The organism is Aeromonas sp. FDAARGOS 1407 (assembly GCF_019048725.1).
Classification (GTDB): domain Bacteria; phylum Pseudomonadota; class Gammaproteobacteria; order Enterobacterales; family Aeromonadaceae; genus Aeromonas; species Aeromonas enteropelogenes.
Genome location: NZ_CP077399.1, coordinates 1,519,063 through 1,541,593 on the forward strand (window position 1 = coordinate 1,519,063; position 22,531 = coordinate 1,541,593).

Consider the following 22,531-nt stretch of genomic DNA (forward strand, 5'->3'; position numbering starts at 1 on the left):
AATAGGGCGCATCACGGCTCTTGCCGGGTTGGCGCCAGCACGATCTCGCGGATACACAGATGCTGGGGCTGGGCATAGGCAAAGCCCACCGCTTCGGCCACATCGCGTGACGACATCACGCCGCCGATATCTGCTTTCCAGGCTTCGAACCCCTCCTGAATAGCCTTGCCGCAGTGGCTGACCAGCTCTGTGTCGGTGGCGCCGGGGGCGATGGTAATGACCCGCACATTGTGCTGTGCCACCTCTTCGCGCAGGTTCTCCGAGATGGCGTGCACGGCAAATTTGGTGCCGCAATAGACGGCATGGCTGGGGTGGGTCTTGCGTCCGGCAACCGAGCCGATATTGATGATGGTGCCGTGGCGGCGCGCCAGCATGGTCGGCAGCACGGCGTGAATGCCGTTAAGCACCCCCTTCACGTTCACATCCAGCATCCGATCCCACTCCTCGGGCGACTGTTCGGCGAGGGGAGCGAGCTGCATCTGACCCGCGTTATTGACGATAAGATCCACCGGCCCAAAGCGGACCTCTGCCTCGGCGACGGCTTCGCTCAAAGCCGCACGATCGGTCACGTCTACCTGACGACATTGGGTATTGGGGAGCCCCAGCGCTTCGAGACGCTCGATGCGGCGAGCCAAGAGGAGCAAGGGGTGGCCTCGCTCGGCAAAGAGGGTGGCGCAGGCGGCACCAATCCCTGAGCTGGCACCGGTGATCACGACAAGGGGTTGGGTCATTTTGGGCTCTGTGTGGTGTCGTTAGTGATTGAGGGTTCTGATTGGAGCACGATACGAACCTCAATACACATCCGGTAATAGCGAGATGGGAGCTGCATCGCGGTTTGTATTGGTGAAGGCATGGCCGGGTTCTGTTTGAATGTCTTTCAGGGCATGATGGTTAAGTGCCAATCGAACCATGTATTGGCGTTATTGATGCAAGGATGGTGAGAGGATGAGAGTTGCCCTGTTTTTGTTGTGTGCTGCCTGGCTATTGCCGCTGCATGCCGAGACCCGTGAACCCGTGCAGGAGGGGACCATGGCCAACCAGCAACTGATCCGGGATGCCATGGTCGGTGTCGCGGGCTGGGTGGCAACCCAGGGTTGCGAGGCGCCGGAGCGTTTTGTACCCGCCGTGCTGCAACTGCCCAAGGGGGATCCGGGGAGTCGCTACTGGCAAGAGCGTTGGACGGTGACGGGCTGCGGCACCGAGTATCCCGTGGTCATCGATTTTCGCGAGACCGGGATGGATAGCGCCATGTGGACCATCACCCCCTGACCCTGCCAACTTCCTGCCCGGGGCCTAAACTGGAAGGGGACACCCCAGTGCCAGGAGGCCAATCATGGAAACAGAAAAAGCCATCGGGCTTATCGAGGCTCACGGGATCTTTCACGGGGATCACTACAGCTTCAACAGCGACGATTTTGTGCAGTGGTGCGAGGAGGATGCCCAGCAGACTCTCACACTGGAGCAGGCCAACCAAGACCTCTCGCCGTTTTGCATCCGGGTCGGTTACTCGGAGCCGGTGCGGATGTGGCGCTACTACCTGACCTGAGCAGGTCAGGCTGCACCACCGCAGATAACAAGAAGGAGCCGATAAGGCTCCTTCTTCCATTCTGGTTTGCCAAAGCAGGGCGCGGGAGCGCTGGCTTCACTCCGCCAGCCCTATCAGAGGTTTAAGACGCAGTGAAATGGTCAGGCGGGGATCCGGCCGTTGCGCACCAATGCCCGCCGGATATTGCGGCACATCTTGCCAAAGCTGGATAGCTCGTCAAAGGTGGGCGGGATGCCGCGATTGATCTGGTATTGCCAGTAGCAGAGCTCGGTATCGACCAGTTCCATCAGTTTCTTCGGGCAGCCGATGCAGGTGTTGTCGGGGCCGCATTTGAAGGTGTCGGCCTGATAGAGGGGGAACTCCTGTTTGACGGCATCGATGATCTGTTGCATCGCGGTAATGCGGTCCGGTTTTCTGCTCATCTTGTCAAATACTCCACTTCATATCAGGCGGGAATTATAAACGCTGAGCCTAGCGGCACAATTGCGCAAAGGGGGTAGACACGGTGACTGGATATATCCAGAGCTTTTGTTGGGGAGGCTATTTATCACGAAATGCCGATGATGGTGTACGTAACGAGTCGGTTTAATCTGTCTGTTAAATTATCAGTTGATTAATAACCTCTCATCTCATTCCAACGGGTAGCGTATTTCTGGTTTTCTCTTTTCTATATTGAGTGACGACCCCTGACCTTAATCTCTTGAATACAGAGGAATATAAAAGGTAAGTATTCACCGGAACAGTATTGACACAGGAAAAATGAGACGATCGTCTCTTGATCCCACTTTCCTGCTTGCTTGATCCTGCTCCTTAGATACGCTCCCCCCATGAGCAAAAACACCATGCATTCCGCGGGAATGCCCACCACTCTGGAGCAGGCCAACGAGCTGATTTATAAGCTCCTCGACCGCATCGCCGAGCTGGAGGACCGCCTCAATCAGCACAGCGGCAACTCCTCCAAGCCGCCTTCCAGCGACGGCCCCGGTGCACCGCCGCCGGCCCGCAAGCGTCCGGCGTCCGGCAAGCAACGGGGGGCGCAGCCCGGTCACAAGGGACATCGCCGCGAGCGGCATCCGCTTGATGCCCGCCTGACCCTGGTCCCGCATTACCCTGCCGCCGATTGCGCTTGCTGTGGCGGGGACATGGTGGCCCATGCCAAACCCTATCAGGTTCATCAGGTGTTCGAGCTGCCCGAGGTGAGCTATCTCGTCACCGAACACCAACTGTATCGTGCGACCTGCTCACGGTGTATCGGCACGACCCAGGCCGCACTGCCAGACAACGTCAGCAGCAGCCAGATGGGGGCCAATCTGCTCAGCTACATCGCGCTGCAAAGCGGCCAGTTTCACCAGAGCGTCAGCCAGATACAGCAGCAGCTCAAACAGCATTTCGGCCTGAGTTTTAGCCGGGGCGCCATCAGTGAGGCGCAGGGGCGGGTGAGTGCCATGCTCACCCCGACCTACCAGGCCATCAAGCAGCAGGTGCAGACGGCCACCCACGTTCATGCCGATGAGACCCGGCATCAGCGGGGTGGAGAGCGCCGCTGGATGTGGCTGGCGCTGAGCAAGATAGCCGTCTGCTTCATGACGGCCTATGGCCGTGGTCAGGAGGCGGCCAAGCGGCTGCTGGGCGCCGAGTTTGACGGGGTGCTGGTGACCGACCAGTACGCCGGCTACCGGTTTATCGACGCCGACCAGCGGCAACTGTGCTGGGCCCACGTGGCCCGCAATCTCGTGGCCATCGCCGAGAGTAGCGAGCAGTGCAACCAGCCCATCGGTGCCCGGTTGGTCTTGCTGGCGGATGCGGTGTTTCGTACCCGGCACCGTTGGGAAAGCGGTGCGTTGAGCAAGCAGAAATACCTGCGCAGGCTCGCGCGTTACCGGCAAAGCTGGCGAAGCCAGTTGGAGCGCGGCGCCCTGTTGTGCAGCAAACGCTACCGTGGACGATGCCAGTTGCTGCTGCGGGATGACGAGATGCTGTGGCGGTTTATGACTGACGACGAAATAGCGCTGACCAACAACGAGGCGGAGCGGGCGCTGCGTGGCTATGTGCTCTGGCGCAAGGGTAGCTACGGCGTGTGGTCTCACCGGGGCGAGCTGTTTCGCCAGCGCATCCTGTCGTTGGTGGAGACCGGCAAGCGATTGGGCCGCTGCCCACAGGAGTGGTTGAGGGCCGTGGTCAGGGCGTGCATCGAGAAGACAGATTATCCCATCCCGGCAGAACTGATGCCGTCAACCCCGTCCTGGTGAATAGATACTATAAAAGGTTGGCCATCAGTCGGTCATCTTGCGGCCAGGAACAGGGGCATATGGTGGTCCTTGATAAGGGGAGGAGGGGGAACCAAGCTGATTGCAAGTGCAACAAAATTTAACATGGACTGATGGCCATCCGTTGGTGAAATCACCCGGTAGGTGGATGGCTTTTTATATTTCTTTGTATTTAAAAAATCATTAAATACAATATGTTATGGTTTCCCCTGTTATGTTTACACTTTATTTGGCTGCGCTTGGCTCTATGCCGTGACGGGGCGAGCGTCACTCCCGTTACAAAAAGAGTTGTATAAAATGTTATCAAGATCCCAGTTTACTTATCTGGCGTATTGAACCCGGATGCCTTCTGTTCATAATGAGCTGGTCATATCGACATTTTATTTTCAACTGGGTGGGCACCATGAATCGCACATTCACTTCCTGCAAATGGTTCAATCTTGATCGCAAGATAGCCTTCTTCTTCCCAATCAAATAAGCCTTCCGTTGTGGGCCGGCGGCCCCTTCTGCACATTTTCCTGTGCTGACATTCTGTCTCTGATATCTGGTTTGTCGCCATATGTAGCCAAGCCGGGTCTCTATTTATCTATTTTCCTGCGCACTCTTTAATTTGCGCCGGATGGCGATCCTGTTCGTCAAAATAATGCCGAGGTTTACCATGGAACATTTCAAACACCTGCCCGAGCCGTTTCGCATTCGCGTTATCGAACCGGTAAAACGCACCACTCGTGACTACCGCGAGGCCGCCATCAAGCAGGCCGGTATGAACCCCTTCCTGCTCGACAGCGAAGACGTCTTTATCGATCTGCTGACTGACAGCGGCACCGGCGCCATCACCCAGGACATGCAGGCGGCCATGATGCGCGGCGACGAAGCCTACAGCGGCAGCCGCAGCTTCCACGCCTTGCGCAAGGCGGTGCAGGAGATCTTCTGTTATGAGCTGACCATCCCGACCCACCAGGGGCGCGGCGCCGAGCAGATCTACATTCCGGTTCTCATCAAGAAGCGTGAGCAGGAGAAGGGGCTGGATCGCAGCAAGATGGTGGCGCTCTCCAACTACTTCTTCGACACCACCCAGGGCCATACCCAGATCAACTGCTGCGTAGCAAAGAACGTCTATACCAAGGAAGCGTTCGACACCAGCGTCACCGCCGATTTCAAGGGCAATTTCGATCTCGACAAGCTGGAGGCGGCCATTCAAGAGGCAGGCCCGGCCAACGTGCCCTATATCGTCAGCACCATCACCTGCAACTCGGCCGGGGGCCAGCCGGTCTCCATTGCCAACCTCAAGGCGGTCTATGCCATCGCCCGTCAATACGATATCCCGGTGATCATGGACTCCGCCCGTTTCGCCGAGAACGCCTATTTCATCCAGCAGCGCGAGCCCGGCTACGCCGACTGGAGCATCGAGCAGATCACTCGTGAGGCCTACAAGTATGCCGACGGCCTCGCCATGTCCGCCAAGAAGGACGCCATGGTGCAGATGGGCGGCCTGCTCTGCTTCAAAGATGAGTCGATGCTGGATGTCTACAACGAGTGCCGCACTCTGTGCGTGGTGCAGGAGGGCTTCCCCACCTATGGCGGCCTGGAAGGGGGCGCCATGGAGCGGCTGGCGGTCGGCCTGCGCGACGGTATGCGCCAGGACTGGCTCGCTTACCGCATCCAGCAGGTGCAGTACCTGGTGGACGGGCTGGAGGCGATCGGCGTGGTCTGCCAGCAGGCAGGGGGACACGCGGCTTTCGTCGATGCGGGCAAGCTGCTGCCCCACATCCCGGCAGATCAGTTCCCGGCCCACGCCCTGGCCTGCGAGCTCTACAAGGTCGCCGGCATTCGTGCGGTCGAGATAGGCTCCCTGCTACAGGGTCGTGACCCGGCCACCGGCAAGCAGATGGCCTGCCCGGCCGAGCTGTTGCGCCTGACCATACCGCGCGCCACCTACACCCAGACCCACATGGACTTCATCATTGAGGCTTTCCAGGAGGTCAAAAAGAACGCCGCCAATATCAAGGGGCTGACCTTCACCTATGAGCCGCCGGTGCTGCGTCACTTCACCGCCCGGCTTGAAGAGGTGGCGCCAAATACGGCGACGACGGCCAGACAGCTGGCCGAAGCATAACAACCAATAAGCAAAGCAAGGCACAGAAGATTCTGTGCCTTTTTTGAATCTGCATTCAGGGAACAAGACAGGGGGGAATACGATGGCCAAAAATCCATCCATAGTGGGGGGCGCTTGTATCATAGCGAGCGTCTGTGTCGGGGCAGGGATGCTGGGGCTGCCCAGCGCCGGGGCGGGGGCCTGGGCCAGCTGGTCCACTCTGGTCATCACCCTGACCATGATAGTGATGACGGTCTCTGGCTGGATGCTGCTGGAGGCATTCAAGGGCTACGAGCTGACCGTCTCCTTCAATACGGTGACCCGGGATCTGCTGGGATCCAGGGTCAATATGTTCAACAACCTGGCGGTCTATTTTGTCGGCGGGATCCTGCTCTACGCCTATATCACTTCGTCCGGGCTGATCCTGCATGGGCTGCTTGGCATCGACAGCAAGATCGCCTCCGTGCTGTTTGTGCTGCTCTTCTCCAGTCTGGTGTGGCACTCGACCCGGGCGGTGGACCGGATCTCGGTGGTGCTGATCGCCTTCATGCTGTTGAGCTTCGTGTTCGGGGTCTCCGGGCTGGCGATGCGGGTCAATGTGGATCAGCTGTTTGACTCCATGCACCAGGAGATGGGTTATGCCCCCTACGCCCTGGCCCTGCTGCCGGTGGCGCTGACCTCGTTCGGTTATCACCACTCGGTGGCCTCGATGCGGGCCTATTACGGGAGCGAACACAAGGCCAAGAGGGCCATTCTGGGGGGCACCCTGATCGCCCTCGGTTTCTACATCCTCTGGTTGGTGAGCATCTTCGGCAACCTGCCGCGCCAGCAGTTTGGCCCCGTCATCGCTCAAGGGGGCGAGGTGGATGCGCTGCTCAATGCGCTGGGATCGGTGATCGACTCCCGCAGGGTCGACCATGCGGTGCACGCCTTCTCCATGGCGGCGATTCTCTCCTCCTTTATCGGGGTGGGGCTCGGGGTATTTGATTACCTGGCGGATCTGTTCAAGTTCGACAACAGTCGCCGTGGCCGCGCCAAGTCGTGGGCGGTGACCTTTCTGCCGCCGCTCCTGATGTCACTCCTGTTCCCGTTCGGTTTTATCATCGCCATTGGTTACGCCGGAGCGGCCGCTACCGTCTGGACCTGCATAGTCCCGGCCCTGCTGGTGATGAAGGCGCGCAAGGCGGAAGGGGGAGATCAGGGCTTCGTGGCACCGGGTGGCCAGGGCATGGTGATGGGGGTGATCCTGTTTGGCATCCTGATAGCGCTGTTCCATCTGCTCAATATGGCAAACCTGCTACCCATCTTTACCGGGTAGTGGCGCAGGCAGAAATCGGACAGCACAACGCCCGGCAAGCCGGGCGTTGTTATAAGGAGAGAGGGGAGGTAACAGGCAAGATGGATTCGTTAAGCGGCAACATGAGATCTGTTACCCAGCCAACGGATCAATAAATCATGGCCAATTTAATTTCATCCGGGAGATGACGATATTTCCCCCGCACTCCCTTCTGGCCAAATTATTTTTTCATCAACTTTTCAAATTCTGCCTTATCGATTCCTTTCTCAATACCAGACATGGCCTTCTGCACTTCAGGAGCGGAAAACAATTCGCTGGCGGCAACCTGTCCCAATAACTGGAAGCTGGTACTGATGGTATTGGTTCCTTCATAAGTCAGTGCTTTGGTTGCCTGATCCCGGCATGAACTGGTCAATAATTTGGTAAAGAGTTTGCCCAGCGTGGCATTGGAATCATCCAGTTCTTTTTGTGATACGTTACTGATGGATTTGACGGCAGGGTGTGCCGATGCCGAGGCGAACATCCACTTGACGAGAGACGTTCTGTCATCTTTTGTTGTTGATTCTACAAGGCATTTCGCAAGATCATCCCCATAGGGGCCGGCATTGGCGGTGTGCGACAGGAAAAGAGCTGCGATGATCGCCAAGTATTTCATTTTCATGATGTGTCTCATGGATAATAGTGGATAGGACTTGGATTAATGCACTGAACTGTGAGTGTGAATCACGGGCATATTAATCGAGAGCATACCAAAATCAAATGGCTCCCTTTTGTGACCGATATCCTCCTTCCTACGGTTTCCCGCCGGTATTTCATTGCATCTTGACCCCGGTGTTTATTTATTCCCGTACTGTGATGAAAAAATACCAGTCGTTCGATGTGTGCTGATCTCTAGGCCTGTTTTTGATCTCGGGGGGAAATATTGTGCTGGTTGCCGGATAGCACAACGCCCGGCAAGCCGGGCGTTGGATTACAAAGAGAGCCGCCTGTTGGCAGGCTGGCCATCAGAAGTCGTGATAGAGGGGCCAACCGAGCAGCGGGTGCTTGATGCCGGCGCGCATCTCGAAGCTGTCGAGCTTCTCCGGCGAGGCGTTCTCTTTTTGCAGCAGCTGGTACTGGCGCACAAACCCAAGGGTGTGGAGCAGGTTGGGGACAAAGCCCGGGCTCAGCTCCTGGCGGATCGCCGCGGCCATGTCGGCGGGCAGTTCGCCAAGCATCAGGGCGAGCTGGGTCGCCAGATGATCGGTGTCGTACCACTCCTCCTTGAGCTCAATCTCCCGCGCCAGCTTGCGCTTGAGATCCTGCTTCACCTTGAGGGGGGCGGCGCCACTGCCCTTGCCGCAGAGGATGCGATAGAGCAGGGCCTCGGCCAGCTTGTCCTCCATGGTGGGGTGGTCGCTCTCGCAGGCGAAGAAGTGCTGGTCGATAAGCCCCATCAATCGGTTCTTGTTGTGCTCGGCCAGCGCCTTCTCGTACTCCTGCCACCCCTGCCACTCCTCCACATCGGGGGGGCTGGAGATCTTGTCCAGCAGGCGGGCATCCACATCACCGTAGAGGCTGTTGCCGCTCTGCCTGGGGCTGACGGTGATGAGCATCGACCAGCCTTTCTGAAACGGCTTGATGGGCCCCTCCGGCGCCTGCAAGAGGACCAGCGCCTTGGCCGGATCCCGCTGGGACAGTTCCTGCAACCCTAAGCTCACCACGCCGATGACGTCGTGAGCGGCCTGTTCCAGCAGGTGCATCTTGTACTTGTTGTAGTACTTGTCGGCGAATTTGAGGCTCATCAGCACCGCCTTGCCCTTGATGGCGGCCAGTTGCTGTTGGCTCAAACGCTCGTTGTCGCGGCCAAAGCGCAGCACCTGGGTGAGAAAGGGGCCCTGGTTGGCATCGCGAATGACTAACTGCATGAATGGGCTCCTTAATCCAGAAAGCTGAACATGTCGTCGACGTCGCCGTACTCGTCTTCCTCGACCTTGTTCTTCTCTTTGGCCTGCATCACCAGCTCGGCGGCAAACTTGTTGATGATGCCATCCCAGGTGGAGTGCTCATTGCGCAGCAGCGCCTTGATGGATTTCTCCACCTCGGGGGCCAGCTCGCGAATGAGCATCAGCAGGCTTCTCGGGTCATCCAGGGCGTAGTCGTGGACATCCTCGCTCTGCTGGCGTTCGCTGTAGCGCAGGGACTCTTCGAGATCTTCCTCCTCGGCGTGCAGCACGTCGCGGTAGCCTTCGTCGTCCTCGTAGCGATCGCCACGATAGAACTCGATAAAGGGGATGGCGAGGTAGAAGAGGCCGGCCGGATCCTCGGCGATGCACTCCAGGATCTCGCGCTGCTTGGCTTCGCTCTCCTGGGTGCGGATCAGGTAGTTGAGGAAGTCGAAGGTGTGCTGCTGCAGCTCGTCGGCGTTGTTCTTGATCGCCTCTTCCCAGTAGAGGGGCTGCTGGCAGACGATGTCGCGGATCCGCTCAGGGGTCATCAGCTCGGAGATGATGGAGGGGAAGGAGATGTCGTGCTGGCCGTTGATCTGGGTCAGGGTAACGATATCAATGTTTTCAATCACTTCTGCCAGCTGATCGTCAGACATGGTCTTGGCGATCAGCTCGAACTTCTCGCTGGCCTGCTTCGGCTCGACCACGGCCAGCTCTTTGATCTCGATGGCGGTAATTTCTATCAGACTGTTGTTCATGCGTTGCCCCAATTAGAAACGTACTTCGTCGTACATATCCTGATCGCCGTCGTCGTGCTCATCGCCATTGTAGTCGGCGTCGGCATCTTCCCCGTCTTCATCCTCGTCGTCGCGCAGCTCATAGTCATCATCGGCACGGCGGCTGCCGCGCGGCAGCGGATTGTCGAGCTGGAACAGCACGGCGCAGGCTTCCATCAGCTGATCTTCGCTCTGGGCGCGCACCGCTTTGACCAGCGGCAGTTCGGCGTTGCTGAACGCCACCGACACCTTGAACTCGTCCCAGGAGGGCTGCTCGCCACTGGTGAGCCAGCGGGTCCACTGCGGTTTGGCCTTGGGCGGAAACTGCACCCGACCATAGAGGGCGAGCGGCAGGTATTCGGGCATAAACTCCAGCATGCTCATGTCGGCCAGCAGCAGGGCCTTCATCTTGCCGGTGAACTGTTCCAGCGCCTTGGGATCGTCCTGATCCCGGTAGGATTCGATATTTTCACTGGCATCGCTCAAGAGGGTCTTGAGTCGTGCCTGATCCCATTTTTTTTGCATGATGCCTCAGGGGTAGAATTGGTCCCACATCTCCTGCATGGCAGAAGCGGGATCGGTCACGATGACGTTGTTGAAATCCTTGATAAAAGCGGCCCGCTGCTTTGGATCGGACAGCACTTCATAGGCCTGCTTTATCTGGTGCAGCTTGATGGCAGCCTGCTCTTTCTCGTCGTCAGTGGCCCCGATCAGCTTGTCGGGGTGGTACTGGTTCGACAGCCGTCGATAGGCTTTCTTGATGTCGTTTTCACTGGCGTTGGACTTGACGCCCAGCACCCGAAAGTAGTTGTTCATGACAGATCCTGCATCGCTGGCATCTTGGAATTCACACTGCGGGTGCCTGGTCGGGCTTGGCAAACCAGGCACGGCAAAAACCCGTCATTTTAACGGAAACGGATCCGCACCGCCACGCATTGGCGATGATATGGCGAGCAAGTTGCATCACCGAGCTCGTTGGCAGGCGGACGAATGGCGTCAGACACAGCGTAAGTGCCGATTGTTACCATTCTGGCAATGGCGAGAGGTGCTATCTGTGACGGCGGTTGAAAAAATGCCCGGCATGGCCGGGCATTTGCAATTGGCGTGGCGCCGGGTTAGTGAAGGCTCGCCCACCACAGGCGCAGCGTCAGCCCGAGCCCCGAACTCCAGCCCGTGGTGCTGCTTACCAGCGCCCCATCCTTGACGATGAGGAAGGTGGGGGTCACCCCCACCTGCCAGCGGGCGGCGAGCGCTCCCGATTCGTCATTGTGGATGGGAAAGGTGAGCCCCTTCTTCGCCATCCCTTCACGCAGTTGGGCGTCGCTGCCGGAGCGCAGCGCCACTGTCAGCACGTTATCCCCCTCCTGCCACAGGGTCTCCACGGTTGGCGTGGTGAAACGGCATACCCCGCACCAGCTGGCCCAGTAATAGACCAACAGTGGCTTGCCCCGGCTCAGTGTTGCCAGATCCGTGGTGGTGCCATCCTGCAGGGTAATGGGAGCACTTATGGCTCCCTCAGGCAGGGTGGGGCTGCGCCACAGATCCAGCAGGGTGGAGATGACCAGCACCATCAGCAGCAGCCAGAGCGCCTCCTTGCCCCAGCGTTGCCAGCGGGGCCGGGTGGGTGTGGTCGCCATGATTTACCCCAGCTTGGCCAGCTCGTCTTTTACCAGCTGCTCCAGCTCCTCATAGGGGATGGCCCCCGGTACCAGCTGGTTGCCGATCAGGGTTGCCGGCGTGCCCTGCACCCCCAGGATGGTGCCGATGCGCAAGCTGTTGCGCAGCTCCTCGGTCGCCTTGGCATCGGGCTTGAGCGCCGTATTGCCGGTGGCGGCCAGCGCCTTGTTGATGTCCGCCTCGGTCAGCATGCCCTGCTTGCTCATCAGTTTGTCGTGCAGGGTGAGGAAGCGGGCCGGATCCTGTTGCCACAGGGTCAGGCTGTACTGGGCCGCCTTGGCGGAGCTCTGCCCCTTGAATGGCAGCAGCTTGATCACCAGCCCCAGATCGTTGGGATAGGCCTTGAGCAGTTTGGTGAGACGGGGATCGAACTGCTTGCAGTAGGGGCAGTTGTAGTCGGTGAACAGCACCAGGGTCAGCTTGGGATTCTTGGCGCCAAGGCGCGGGCTGGTGGTGCTGTTGAACAGCACATCCTTGTTGCCTTTGATGAAATCGCCGAGCTGGGCCGCCTGGGCCGCGGCGTTCTGCTTCTCCCAGGATTCGGCCGCCTCGTCGAGGATCTTGGGGTTGGCCACCAGAGTCTCGCGAATGAGCTCCTTGATGCGCGCCTCCTGCTCCGGGGTAAAGGGCGCGGCGTGCAGGGCCGGCGCCGTCAGCATGCCGGCAGAGAGGGCGGTAAACAGGGCGAGAGCGCTAAGAGTCGGTTTCATGGGGTTCTCCTTAGAATCGGGTTATGCCGGGGCGGATGAGGCCCGCCTGGCTCAACAGAGTAAGCAGGTCGTCCTGGTCGAGCAGGGGCGAGAGGGTCTCCCCCTGTGGCAGGCCGGGGCCGTAAATCTGGTTGAAAGGGACGGCTGCGGCGCCGCGCTTTCGAAGGAAGGCGGCGATGGCGTCGTCGGGTCTGCTCCAGTCGCCGCGCAGGGCCACCACATCAGGGGCCGAGAGGGCGGTTTGTACCTCATCGCGCAGCAACACATTGTATTTGTTGGCCTTGCAGGTCACGCACCAGTCGGCGGTGACATCGACGAAGACCCGTTTCTTCTGGGCCAGCGCCGCAGTGATGGCTTGCTCCGAGAGAGGCTGCCAGACTACCCGATCGACGCTGTTGCTGCCCTGAACGGTGAACGCGCCTCCCAGCAGCAGGGCACCGCCGATGAGGGCCGAGAGGGAGAGGGCCAGCGTGAAGCCCCGGATGCCGTAACGCCAGATGATACCTACCAGCAGCACCAGCACCATGACCACCATCAGCCAGCCGGTGGTCGTGCTGCCCAGATGATTGCCGAGCAGGCTGGCGAGCCAGAGGCTGGAGCCCAGCATCATCAGCCCGAGCAGGAGGCGCAGATGGCTCATCCAGCGGCCGGGTTTGGGCAGCCAGAGCGCGATGCGCGGCACGGCAGCCACCAGCAGCCAGGGCAGGCTCATGCCAATACCGAGTGCCGTGAAGACGAGCCAGAGCTGGCCAAGCGGCGCCGCCAGCGCAAACGCCACCGCAGTGCCGAGGAAGGGGGCCGAGCAGGGGGTGGCCAGCAGGGTGGCAAAGCTCCCTTGCAGGAAGTGGCCACCCAGACCCTGGCCACCGCGGGTGGCGAGCCGGGTGGTGAGGGAGCTGGGCAGACGGATCTCGAACAACCCCAGCAGATTGGCGCAAAACAGCAGGGTCACCAGCACCATGAAGCCGATGAACGTCGGGCTCTGGAACTGGATGCCCCAGCCGACTGCTCCACTCATTCCGAAACTTGGGGCGCGCAGCAGGCTGCTCATGGCCGCCAGCACCCAGAAGGAGGCGATGATCCCGGCGCTGGCGGCGAGAAACTGCTTGCGTACCTCGCTTTGTTTTCGCTCCTGATGTTGCAGCACGGAACCCAGCTTGAGGGCCAGCACCGGCAGCACGCAGGGCATCAGGTTGAGGATGAGGCCGCCAAGCAGCGCCGCCCCCAGCAACCAGAGCAGGGGCTGGCTCGGTTCGGGCAGGTTCAGGGGCTCGCCGATGGGGGCCTGGCCCTGCCAGGCCTGCTCCCCGCTGGTGAGCAGTACCCCTAGCGCTTTGGCGCGCAAGTCAGGCGCATCCCCCTGCCAGCCATCGCTGACCGGTACCCGGGCGATCAGGGTGGTCTCCTTCACTTCAAGCTCGGGCTTGCCGAATTCCGCCCCTTCAAGGGCATCGATAAAGAGCGCCGGTGTCTGCCAGCCGGCGGGCCGCTCGGCCATCAGTTGCAGCTGGTTTTGCTGATAACCCAAGGTGATCCGGATATCGGCGGGCAGCGGCTGGGGCAGGTTGCTCGCCGCCTTCGCATAGGCAAAATCAAAGCCGGCCGGCGCCTCGCCTCCAGCCACGAGGGTGAAGGGGTAGTCGGTGAGAATGCAGACATTGCTGCAGGTCGAGAGACGCAGAGTCCCCTTGAGCGGCTTGTCAGCGGGATAGTTCAGACTGAGCGGGAAGCTTACGCTCTTTTCGTAACCCTGGGTGCTGAGGCCGGCCACCTCGAAATGACGCGGCGCGGGCCAGCGCCACTGGAATGCCTCGACCGGCTCGTCCCACAGGATCCGGGGTGCAATCCCCCCTTCACCCGGGCTGTGCCAATAGGTTTTCCAGCCCGACTCGAGTTCGACATCGAGCAGGATGCGGGCCTTCTCCGGTGTGCTGCGATCGGCCTGCAGCCGCACCCTGGCGTGATCGTTCTGGGGGCTGGTGAGCCAGCCCGTGTCGCTGGCCAACCCTATGGATTGCCACAGCAAGCAACCCAGCAGCAGGGTTGCCTTGAAGAGATTTGACATCTGTTTGGTCTCGCAAAAATGAGTGATGACTGACGAAGAACGCAGCCGGGCTCATTCCCGCCAGACGCAGAGGGTGAGGTGCAGACGCCGCTCCGGCGGCGAGATGGCTCTCGGGGGCGGCAAGGGTGGCGTGTAGCGCCAGAGCGGCGCCAGCAGGGCGATCAGCAGCGCGACGGCAAAGAAGATCTGTTCGATGCAGAGCAGGGTGGTGGCACTCAGCCATTTGCCATTGAGCTGGCAACTGGTGGGTTGCGGACTGGGGCTGGCCTTGGCCTGCTCGTCGCCCGTTACCTGGGTGAGCTGGAGCTGGCAGCCGATGGCCTGATCGAGCAGGGCCAGCCGGGCCAGCGGCTGGGCCGCACAATTGAGCACCAGCAGGCAGACCAGCAGCAGTAGGTGTTTCGCCACGCGTTGTTGGTGAATCATGCTCGCCCCGTCCATCAAGATGGCCACATCCTAGCGAGCAATGGCAAGCGGGGCAAGCCGGGGGGCCGGCCGTGGCGGTGAGCCTGGTCAGTTCTGTCTGGCGAACGCTTGTTCGCTAAAAGGGGGATCAGTATACTGCGCCGAGTTCAAATTCGAGGTGTTCGATGCTCAAACTTGCCCGTGTGCTGCTGCTTGGTCTGCTGCTCGTCTTCTGGTTCCTGTTCGGTCTGCTGCTCTGTCTGGCCCGTCCGCGTCACCCCAACAACGTCTATGTATTTGCCCGCATGTATCACGCGGTGTGCCCGCTGATCGGGATCCGGGTCAAGGTGATGGTGGATGAGGCGGTCAAGTCGGTGGGGCCAGCGGTCTATGTCTGCAACCACCAGAGCAACTACGACATCTTCACCGTGACCGGCGCCGTGCAACCCGGCGTGGTGGCGGTGGGCAAGAAGAGCCTGCTGTGGCTGCCCTTCTTCGGCCTCATCTTCTGGCTCTCCGGTAACGTGTTGATCGACAGATCCAACCGTTCCCGCGCCATTGGCACCATTGGCCAGGTGGTGGATCGCATCAAGGCGCGCGGCACCTCCATCTGGATGTTCCCGGAGGGGACCCGCTCCCAGGGGCGTGGCTTGTTGCCGTTCAAGGCCGGTGCCTTCCATACTGCCGTGCAGGCCGAGGTGCCCGTGGTGCCCATCGTCTGCTCCAGCTACTTTGGCCAGATCGACCTCAATCGCTGGGACAACGGCGAGGTGCTGTTGGAGGTGATGGCTCCGGTATGCAGCAAGGAGCACGGCGCCGCCGGCATCCGCGAGCTGTCCGAGGTCTGCCGCAGCCGGATGGAGGCCAAGCTGGTCGAACTGGACAGCAAGCTCGGCCATCACAAGGCTGCATGACGCCTCGTCGCGCAAAATGAAGGGGAGCCGCTGGCTCCCTTTTTTATTGGTGAATTTCACCATTTTGTTGGTGATATTCGCTAACCCATTGCCGGTTATTCGGTGTCATTAATACCCATCTCATTGTAAAAAAACATAAAAATATCTTGGCACGGCACTTGTAATGCTTTGGGAAGAGCTAACCATCCCATCAACAAGGAGCCAGACCATGAGCGTATTCAGCCGCCTGACCGACGTGATCAATGCCAACCTGCACAGCCTGCTCGACAAGAGCGAAGAGCCGGAAAAGATGTTGCGCCTGATGATCGAGGAGATGGAGCAGGTCCAGGTCGAGATGCGTACCCAGGCCGCCCGCATCATCGCCGAACAGAAACAGCTGGAGCGGCACCAGCAGACATTGCAGCACCAGATCCAGGAGTGGTCGGCCAAGGCCGAACTGGCCCTGCAGAGGGGGCGTGAGGATCTGGCTCGTGCCGCCCTCACCGAGAAGCTGGCTGAGGTCAAGCGTTGCGAGCAACTGGAGCAGGACAAGGCCCGGGTAGCCGAGGTGCTGGCCCAGCTGACCGCCGACAGCGAACGGCTGGCGGCCAAGCTGACCGAGGCTCGCGAGAAGCAGAAAATGCTGACCCTGCGCGAGCAAACTGCCCACAGCCGGCTGCGGGCCCGCGCCCAGGTTGACAACCAGCGGATGCACGAGCTGATGGCCCGTTTCGACGGTTTTCAGGAGCGGATCGATCAGCTGGAAGCCCAGCTTGAAGCGGCGACCCTGGGCCAGAATCCTTCGCTCGAGGCACAGTTCCGCGAGCTGGAGCTCAATGACGAGATAGAGCGTGAGCTGGCTCGCCTGAAAGGCCAGAAGGCGGAGGTGTGATCATGCGCCCCTGGCCCAAGGATCTGGTGCATCGCAAACTGACCGGGGTGTGCGCCGGGATTGCCAATCGGCTGGGGGTTTCCCGTGTCACGGTGCGAATCGTGGCACTGATCGCCCTGATCCTGCTTCCGCCCGTGACTCTGGCCGCCTATCTGCTGGCAGTGCTGGTGATGCCACCCCGTTATGAATTGAAACGCTGGCTGGATTGACCGCAGGGTCAGCGAGTCGGCCCCATCCTCTGTAAGGAGCAAGATATGCTGGAATTTTTCGTATTGCTGGTGGTGTTGGTGATCATGGCGCTGACCGGCTTTACCCTGATTGCCATGTTGCTGGTCAGCGGTTTGTTCGTGCTGCTGGGAGCCCTGGGCGGCATGCTTGCTCTCATCATCAAGCTGGCGCCCTGGCTGCTGCTGGTACTGGTGGTCTGCTGGCTCATCAGCAACCGCAAGCGCCGTACCAACACCTACCTCTAGTTGTCATGCGTTGTTAATGCTTCCCGAACTCCCTTTGTTGGCCACTCAATAGAGTGGCCTTTTTTATGTTTGCGCTCAAACGTGCCGGGATTGCCACTCCCGATACCAGGCCGGCCAGAAGGCGGGCTCCTGCACCAGCCGCTCCTTGACCGTTTTGGACTGCTGCTTGAGACGGTATTCGATGCGCAGGGCCGTGCCCTTGTCTGCTACCTGTTGTTGCCATGCCAGGATAAGCGGCCCCTTGCCACGCAGGGCACGGGATCCCTTGCCACTTTGGTGTTGGCGCAGGCGGCGACCCGGATCCGTGCTGATCCCGGTGTAAAGGGCACCTGTGGCGGTGCGCACCATATAGACGAACCAGTCGACGGGCGGGGAGGAAGATAAGGCGGGCTGTGCCGCGGATTTTTTCATTCGTGCTCTCTGTGCCAAACTCAAGGCTAACCTTGGGAGGTGCAATGCGATTCTGGCTCTGGTTGTGGTTCCTACTGGCGACACCCGCGATGGGAGAGACGCTCCGTCTCTACGATTACCATCAGCATCCCCCTTTCAACACCGGGCCTGATGCGGGGATGAGTCGGGAGCTGGTCAAGTATCTCAATGAAAAGCTGGGGGGTGAACCCAGAATAGAGCTCTGGCCGGTCAATCGTGCCAGACTGGCGCTGGAAATGTCGGATCCCGGCTTCGACAGCCTGGTTGCCTGGGTCAATCCGGCCTGGATGGGGGATCCCATGCGCGAACGCTACCTCTGGACCCTGCCCATCATGCGCGATACCAACGAACTCATCTCCAGCGTGAACAAGCCGGTCATCTATCACGGGCCGGATTCACTCAAGGGGCTGGTGTTCGGGGGCGTCGAGGGGTATCGCTATCAGGGTATTGATGAGGCCGTGGCGAGGGGAGAGGTCATTCGCCATGATGCCAAGAAGGTGAAGAGCAATTTCAGCATGCTGGTGCGGGGCCGTATCGATGTGACCCTGGTCCCGGGCTCGGCGCTGGCCTTCTTTACCCGGGATCCTGCGTTCGAGGGCAAGCTGTTCGTCTCTCCCTTTGCCCAGTCCACCTATTCCCGCCACATATTGTTGCCCAAGTCTCGCCGCGATCTGCATACCAGATTGAACGACATCGCCGAGCAGATGGACAGGGATCCCCGCTGGCATCAGGTTCTGGAGTCCTACCGCACGGCCCCCTGAGGTCGTCTGAGGCGATGCAGCGGCAGCAGGCTGACCAGCAGGCCGGCCCAGACGAAGGCAAATCCTACCGATTTCACCGGGTCCGGCGTCTCGCCAAACCAGTAGATGGCGATCAGGAAGGCGAGGCTCGGCTCGATATATTGCAACAATCCCACCGTGCTCATCCGGGTTCTGGCGACGGCGTAGCAGAACAGCCCCACCGGCAGCAGGGTAGCGGGAGCACTGCCCATCAGCAGCAGCTTGTCGGTCAGATCGCCATTGACGAACATTCCCTCGCCCTGCCACGCGAGCAGGCCGATCAGCAGCAAGGCGACGGGAAGCTGTACCAGCGCTTCAAGGTAGAGGCAGGTGCCGGTGTCGTAGTGGATCTTCTTCTTGATGAGGCCATAGAGGGCGAAGTTGGCACCCATGATGAGGGAGAACCAGGGCAACTGGCCGTAGCAAAACAGCATGTAGGCGAGCCCTGCCAGCGCCAGGGCGACCGCCAGGTGCTTCTGCGGAGTGAGCCTCTCTTTGAGGAAGAGCACGGCGAACACGATATTGAACAGCGGTGTCATGAAGAAGGCGAGGCTGGTTGCCAGCACCTGGCCGGTGGTCAGGCACCAGGTGAACATGCACCAGCTGATGGACATGACGGGGCCCGCCAGCAGGATGAGGCCAAGCTGGCGTGGCTCGCTGCGCAGGCTGGCCCAGGGAACCTTGTGACCGATCAACAGGAACAGGGCACCCAGCAGCACCACGGACCAGAGCACCCGGTGAGAGATGAGCTCCCACATGTTGACCTCGGGCATGAACTGATAATAGAGCGGCAGCATGCCCCACAGAATGAAGGAGAGGGCGGCCGTGCCTGTACCTAGCCAGTTTTTCATGATTACCTGTTTATTAAATTAAACACACGTTGAGATGATATGTGTCTCGTTTGGCTTTCACAAGAGGAAAGCTGGCAAAAGCTGTTACTATGAGCCCCATGCAACGAATCGATATCCTGTTTGAGCAAATCAGGGCCTGCCGTCTGTGCGAAGCCCATCTGCCGCTGGGGCCGCGCCCGGTGATCCGGGGAGCCGGGAGTGCTCGCCTGCTGATCATCGGCCAGGCGCCCGGTACCCGGGTTCATGCCAGCGGCATCCCCTGGGACGACGCGTCCGGCGACCGGCTGCGTCACTGGCTCGGAGTGGACAAGGCCACCTTCTACGATGAATCCCGCATCGCCATCATGCCGATGGGCCTCTGCTACCCCGGCAAGGGCAAGTCGGGGGATCTGCCGCCCCGGCCCGAGTGTGCCCCGACCTGGCACGACAAGGTGCTGATGTTGCTGCCCAATATCGAGCTGACCCTGCTCATCGGCCAGTACGCGCAAAACTATTATCTGCGCGAGGCGGGCAAGGGGTCGCTGACCGAAACAGTGCGCAGCTGGGCAGAGTACGGGCCCGGCTGGCTGCCGTTACCGCACCCTTCACCGCGCAACACCTTCTGGCTCAGGAAAAATCCCTGGTTCGAGCAGGATGTGCTCCCGCACCTGAGGAAGAGGGTCGCTCCCCTGCTGGCGTGACCCTAGGTTTTGTTCAGACCACAGGTTCGGCCAGCGGTTTTGGCTTGCCACGAGCCATGGCCACCAGCGGCAATATGATGCACAGACAGCCCAGCAGCAGCGGCAGGCCGGGCTGCTCGTCAAACAGCCAGACCCCGATGGCGACCGCCATCAACAGCCCCGTGTATTCCGCCGAGGCGATCTTGCTCGCCTCCGCCTTGCGATAGGCCATCACGCACAATCCGGCATAGACCATGATGAGTGCCGACGAGCCGAAGGCGGGCCACCACATCTGCCATTGCCACTCTCCCCCTTCCCAGAAGGCCAGCGCCAGGATGAAGGGCATGCTCAGCACATTGGTGAAGAACAGGGTCTGGGCGATGGGCTGCTTGAGCGGGATCCGCTTGATCAGCAAATTGTTGACCGCCATGGAGAGCGCCACCCCGAGTGCCGCGAGTGCAGCCCAGTTCACCTCGGTCGGGCGCAGCACGATGAGCACCCCGACGAAGCCGATAAAGGCCGTCAACACCTTCTGGCGCGAGATGGCCTCCCCCGCCAGCCATACCGCCAGCGGCACCATCATCAGGGGCGCAGCGTAGAAGAGGGCGTTGGCGGTGGCGAGTGGCAAGCGGGTGAGGGCGATCACCATCAGGCAGACGCCGACCGCCCAGATGTGGGCACGCAGCAGATGCCACTTGAGCGCCACCGGCGGGTGGCGACGCCACGACCAGAGCAGCCAGGGGGCCAGCAGGATGGCGGCAGAGAGCTGGCGGAAAAAGACAAACTGAAAGACGGGCTGGCTTGGTTCCAGCACCTTGACCAGCGCATCAGAAAAAACCGCCACCATGTTGCCCAGCACCAGATAGAGGATGCCGATCCCGACTGCATTCATACCGCCTCCCGTTTCAGAGTAGAGAAGGGTAGCTCGGGCGCAGTTATCCAGTAAAATGATAAAAAATAACCATCTATGAGATTTTTGGATAATGAAGTTGCCCCCCCTGCGCGCCGTCCAATATTTTGAGGCGGTTGCCCGTTTGTTGAGCTTCTCCCGCGCGGCCCTTGAGCTGAACGTCAGCCAGAGCGCGGTCAGCCACCAGATACGCTTGCTGGAGGATTTTCTGGGGGAGCGGCTGCTGTTGCGCCAGGGGCGAGTGCTGTCATTGACGCCGCAAGGGGAGGTTTATTTCGAGGGCATTGCTGCGGGTCTGGCCCAGATTGCCCAGTGCAGCGAGCAGCTGCGTGGTGGCGGCGAGATGCGGCTGCGCCTCGCGGTCTACAGCTCGTTTGCCGTGAAGTGGCTGATCCCGCGCCTGGCCGGTCTGCGCCAACTTTACCCCGAACTGGATCTGAGCCTGGAGATGGTGGCAGAGGATCCCGAACTTTCCGATCGGGTGGCGGATTGCTTCATCACTGTCTCCCCCGAGGGGCGCGGCTATGTCCACGATCTGCTCTATCGGGAGCGGTTGATGCCGGTGTGCAGCCGGCGCCTGTGGCAGCAGGTGGAGGGGGAGTGGCCGTCAGCCCTGTGGCAGCTGCCGCTGCTCTCCATCCAGGCGATTTACAGGGAGAAGGGGGAGGATTGGCGGCGCTGGGCGGAGGCGGGCGGGCTGATGATTGCGCCCGAGGCAAGAATGCACCACTTCAGCCATATCCTGCTGGCGCTGGAGGCGGCCAACTGGGATCAGGGGGTGGCACTCATCAATGACTACATGCTGCAGCCGGAGGATCCCCGTCTGGTGCGCTTGCCGCTGCATGCCCTCGAGACCGGGGACAACTTCTATTTTGTCTGCAAGCGCTCGCGGGCCCATGAACCCGCCATCAACCGGCTGCGCCAGTGGCTCTGGCAGGAGGCGCAGGCCAGCCTGCGCCCCGGGGAGACGGAGCCGCTCAGGCGCGTTTGAACTGTGCTCTGGATAAAGAGACTGGATGGCCGAGGGGCCGATCCCGGGCGTGCCCTGATAGCGGTGGAGAGTCCACCGCTATCAGGAGGTGCGATGTTTAAGCGCGTTTGAACTGGCTCAGGATAAAGAGGCTGGTGGCGCAGACGACGACCGATGGACCGGCCGGGGTGTCCTGATACCAGGAGAGGGTGAGGCCGCCCAGTACCGCCAGGCAGCCGATCAGCGCGGCAAAGCCGGCCATCTGCTCCGGCGTCTGGCTGAAGCGGCGAGCGGTGGCAGCGGGAATGATCAAGAGCGAGGTGATGATCAGAGCCCCGACAAACTTCATCGCCACGGCGATCACCAGGCCAATCAGCAACATCAGCACGCAGCGCAGCACATCGACCCGGATCCCTTCAACCCGCGCCAGCTCCTCCGAGATGGTCATGGAGAGCAGGGGATCCCACAATCGCCACAGGGTGAGCAGCACCAGGGCGCCGCCACCATAGATCCAGATCAGGTCCATCGGCTGCACCGAGAGCAGGTCACCGAACAGGTAGGCCATGAGATCGACCCGTACATTGTCCATAAAGCTCAAGGTAACCAGACCCAGCGACAGGGCGCTGTGGGCCAGGATGCCGAGCAGGGTGTCGGTGGCCACCTGCTGGTTGCGGCTCATGATCACCAGCAGCATGGCCATGGCGAGGCAGCAGACCACCACCGCCAGGGTGAGGTCCACCTGCAGCAGGATGCCCAGCGCGATGCCAAACAGGCAGGCGTGGGAGAGGGTGTCGCCAAAATAGGCCATCTTGCGCCATACCACGAAGCTGCCGAGGGGGCCGGCCAGCAGGGCGATGCCGAGACCTGCCGCGAGGGCGTATAACAGAAAGCTGTCCACTTGAAGGTCCT

General features: G+C 60.4%; 28 protein-coding genes. 13 read left to right on the forward strand and 15 right to left on the reverse strand.

What is annotated here, in order from left to right; translation table 11 throughout:
* Positions 1–11: 11 nt before the first annotated feature.
* Entirely contained in the window at positions 12–731 is a 720-nt protein-coding gene (locus I6L37_RS07350) for an SDR family oxidoreductase (RefSeq protein WP_216993648.1), read from the reverse strand.
* A 214-nt stretch (positions 732–945) separates the two neighbouring features.
* Here I6L37_RS07350 and I6L37_RS07355 point away from each other — a divergent pair, with 214 nt between their 5' ends.
* On the forward strand, positions 946–1,269 hold the full coding sequence (locus I6L37_RS07355) for a hypothetical protein (RefSeq protein WP_216993649.1): 324 nt from the start codon (positions 946–948) through the stop codon (positions 1,267–1,269).
* A gap of 64 nt (positions 1,270–1,333) precedes the next feature.
* On the forward strand, positions 1,334–1,546 hold the full coding sequence (locus I6L37_RS07360; RefSeq protein WP_026457462.1) for a hypothetical protein: 213 nt from the start codon (positions 1,334–1,336) through the stop codon (positions 1,544–1,546).
* A gap of 140 nt (positions 1,547–1,686) precedes the next feature.
* Here the strand turns inward: I6L37_RS07360 and I6L37_RS07365 are convergent, their stop codons facing one another.
* Positions 1,687–1,938 carry a hypothetical protein gene (locus I6L37_RS07365; protein ID WP_042025886.1) on the reverse strand — a complete coding sequence of 84 codons (252 nt, stop codon included), beginning with the start codon at positions 1,936–1,938 and terminating at the stop codon, positions 1,687–1,689.
* A 435-nt stretch (positions 1,939–2,373) separates the two neighbouring features.
* Here I6L37_RS07365 and I6L37_RS07370 point away from each other — a divergent pair, with 435 nt between their 5' ends.
* From I6L37_RS07370 to I6L37_RS07385, 4 genes are all read left to right on the forward strand, one after another.
* Positions 2,374–3,795, forward strand: a complete 1,422-nt coding sequence (locus tag I6L37_RS07370) for an IS66-like element ISKpn15 family transposase (RefSeq protein ID WP_032495448.1) — start codon at positions 2,374–2,376, stop codon at positions 3,793–3,795.
* Between the two features lie 421 nt (positions 3,796–4,216).
* Positions 4,217–4,291 carry a tryptophanase leader peptide gene (tnaC, locus tag I6L37_RS22210; protein WP_223380490.1) on the forward strand — a complete coding sequence of 25 codons (75 nt, stop codon included), beginning with the start codon at positions 4,217–4,219 and terminating at the stop codon, positions 4,289–4,291.
* Between the two features lie 180 nt (positions 4,292–4,471).
* Positions 4,472–5,929, forward strand: a complete 1,458-nt coding sequence (tnaA, locus tag I6L37_RS07380; protein ID WP_216993650.1) for a tryptophanase — start codon at positions 4,472–4,474, stop codon at positions 5,927–5,929.
* A gap of 82 nt (positions 5,930–6,011) precedes the next feature.
* A complete protein-coding gene (locus I6L37_RS07385) occupies positions 6,012–7,226 on the forward strand; it encodes an aromatic amino acid transporter (protein WP_042072636.1) in 1,215 nt (404 codons plus the stop codon).
* Positions 7,227–7,425: 199 nt separating this feature from the next.
* On the opposite strand, the gene I6L37_RS07390 is transcribed toward I6L37_RS07385, so the two are convergent.
* The 9 genes from I6L37_RS07390 to I6L37_RS07430 form a co-directional block, all read right to left on the reverse strand.
* The gene (locus I6L37_RS07390) at positions 7,426–7,866 is read right to left on the reverse strand and encodes a hypothetical protein (RefSeq protein ID WP_197064454.1); all 441 of its coding nucleotides are present in this window, start codon (positions 7,864–7,866) and stop codon (positions 7,426–7,428) included.
* Between the two features lie 343 nt (positions 7,867–8,209).
* Positions 8,210–9,112 (reverse strand): hypothetical protein, encoded by a 903-nt coding sequence (locus I6L37_RS07395; RefSeq protein WP_216993651.1) that lies wholly within the window; start codon positions 9,110–9,112, stop codon positions 8,210–8,212.
* Between the two features lie 11 nt (positions 9,113–9,123).
* Positions 9,124–9,891: a hypothetical protein gene (locus I6L37_RS07400; protein WP_124240262.1), complete on the reverse strand. Its 768-nt coding sequence runs from the start codon at positions 9,889–9,891 to the stop codon at positions 9,124–9,126.
* 12 nt (positions 9,892–9,903) lie between these two features.
* Entirely contained in the window at positions 9,904–10,434 is a 531-nt protein-coding gene (locus tag I6L37_RS07405; RefSeq protein WP_216993652.1) for a hypothetical protein, read from the reverse strand.
* A gap of 6 nt (positions 10,435–10,440) precedes the next feature.
* Positions 10,441–10,725: a J domain-containing protein gene (locus I6L37_RS07410; protein WP_026458058.1), complete on the reverse strand. Its 285-nt coding sequence runs from the start codon at positions 10,723–10,725 to the stop codon at positions 10,441–10,443.
* Positions 10,726–11,024: 299 nt separating this feature from the next.
* Positions 11,025–11,546 carry a protein disulfide oxidoreductase gene (locus tag I6L37_RS07415; RefSeq protein ID WP_216993653.1) on the reverse strand — a complete coding sequence of 174 codons (522 nt, stop codon included), beginning with the start codon at positions 11,544–11,546 and terminating at the stop codon, positions 11,025–11,027.
* Positions 11,547–11,549: 3 nt separating this feature from the next.
* The gene (locus I6L37_RS07420; protein ID WP_216993654.1) at positions 11,550–12,296 is read right to left on the reverse strand and encodes a DsbA family protein; all 747 of its coding nucleotides are present in this window, start codon (positions 12,294–12,296) and stop codon (positions 11,550–11,552) included.
* 10 nt (positions 12,297–12,306) lie between these two features.
* Positions 12,307–14,361, reverse strand: coding sequence for a protein-disulfide reductase DsbD (locus I6L37_RS07425; protein WP_216993655.1), 2,055 nt, complete (start codon positions 14,359–14,361; stop codon positions 12,307–12,309).
* Positions 14,362–14,412: 51 nt separating this feature from the next.
* A complete protein-coding gene (locus I6L37_RS07430) occupies positions 14,413–14,787 on the reverse strand; it encodes a hypothetical protein (protein ID WP_216993656.1) in 375 nt (124 codons plus the stop codon).
* 164 nt (positions 14,788–14,951) lie between these two features.
* Between I6L37_RS07430 and I6L37_RS07435 the strand changes: the two genes are divergently transcribed.
* The 4 genes from I6L37_RS07435 to pspG all read left to right on the forward strand — a co-directional run bounded on the left by I6L37_RS07435 (position 14,952) and on the right by pspG (position 17,024).
* On the forward strand, positions 14,952–15,680 hold the full coding sequence (locus I6L37_RS07435) for a 1-acylglycerol-3-phosphate O-acyltransferase (protein WP_216993657.1): 729 nt from the start codon (positions 14,952–14,954) through the stop codon (positions 15,678–15,680).
* 208 nt (positions 15,681–15,888) lie between these two features.
* Positions 15,889–16,551, forward strand: a complete 663-nt coding sequence (gene pspA, locus I6L37_RS07440; RefSeq protein WP_216993658.1) for a phage shock protein PspA — start codon at positions 15,889–15,891, stop codon at positions 16,549–16,551.
* A 2-nt stretch (positions 16,552–16,553) separates the two neighbouring features.
* A complete protein-coding gene (locus I6L37_RS07445; RefSeq protein ID WP_026457503.1) occupies positions 16,554–16,760 on the forward strand; it encodes a PspC domain-containing protein in 207 nt (68 codons plus the stop codon).
* Between the two features lie 45 nt (positions 16,761–16,805).
* The gene (gene pspG, locus I6L37_RS07450; RefSeq protein ID WP_042025875.1) at positions 16,806–17,024 is read left to right on the forward strand and encodes an envelope stress response protein PspG; all 219 of its coding nucleotides are present in this window, start codon (positions 16,806–16,808) and stop codon (positions 17,022–17,024) included.
* Positions 17,025–17,099: 75 nt separating this feature from the next.
* Here the strand turns inward: pspG and I6L37_RS07455 are convergent, their stop codons facing one another.
* Positions 17,100–17,435 carry a GIY-YIG nuclease family protein gene (locus I6L37_RS07455; RefSeq protein ID WP_216993659.1) on the reverse strand — a complete coding sequence of 112 codons (336 nt, stop codon included), beginning with the start codon at positions 17,433–17,435 and terminating at the stop codon, positions 17,100–17,102.
* 44 nt (positions 17,436–17,479) lie between these two features.
* Here I6L37_RS07455 and I6L37_RS07460 point away from each other — a divergent pair, with 44 nt between their 5' ends.
* Entirely contained in the window at positions 17,480–18,214 is a 735-nt protein-coding gene (locus I6L37_RS07460) for an ABC transporter substrate-binding protein (protein WP_201979709.1), read from the forward strand.
* Here the strand turns inward: I6L37_RS07460 and rarD are convergent.
* Positions 18,196–19,083: an EamA family transporter RarD gene (rarD, locus tag I6L37_RS07465; protein WP_216993660.1), complete on the reverse strand. Its 888-nt coding sequence runs from the start codon at positions 19,081–19,083 to the stop codon at positions 18,196–18,198. The genes I6L37_RS07460 and rarD overlap by 19 nt on opposite strands.
* Positions 19,084–19,181: 98 nt before the next feature.
* Here rarD and I6L37_RS07470 point away from each other — a divergent pair, with 98 nt between their 5' ends.
* On the forward strand, positions 19,182–19,763 hold the full coding sequence (locus tag I6L37_RS07470; protein ID WP_216993661.1) for a uracil-DNA glycosylase family protein: 582 nt from the start codon (positions 19,182–19,184) through the stop codon (positions 19,761–19,763).
* A gap of 13 nt (positions 19,764–19,776) precedes the next feature.
* On the opposite strand, the gene I6L37_RS07475 is transcribed toward I6L37_RS07470, so the two are convergent.
* Positions 19,777–20,634 carry a DMT family transporter gene (locus I6L37_RS07475; RefSeq protein ID WP_216993662.1) on the reverse strand — a complete coding sequence of 286 codons (858 nt, stop codon included), beginning with the start codon at positions 20,632–20,634 and terminating at the stop codon, positions 19,777–19,779.
* A 91-nt stretch (positions 20,635–20,725) separates the two neighbouring features.
* Here I6L37_RS07475 and I6L37_RS07480 point away from each other — a divergent pair, with 91 nt between their 5' ends.
* The gene (locus I6L37_RS07480) at positions 20,726–21,643 is read left to right on the forward strand and encodes a LysR substrate-binding domain-containing protein (RefSeq protein ID WP_216993663.1); all 918 of its coding nucleotides are present in this window, start codon (positions 20,726–20,728) and stop codon (positions 21,641–21,643) included.
* 97 nt (positions 21,644–21,740) lie between these two features.
* Here I6L37_RS07480 and znuB read toward each other — a convergent pair whose 3' ends face one another.
* On the reverse strand, positions 21,741–22,520 hold the full coding sequence (gene znuB, locus I6L37_RS07485; RefSeq protein WP_026456077.1) for a zinc ABC transporter permease subunit ZnuB: 780 nt from the start codon (positions 22,518–22,520) through the stop codon (positions 21,741–21,743).
* Positions 22,521–22,531: the final 11 nt, after the last annotated feature.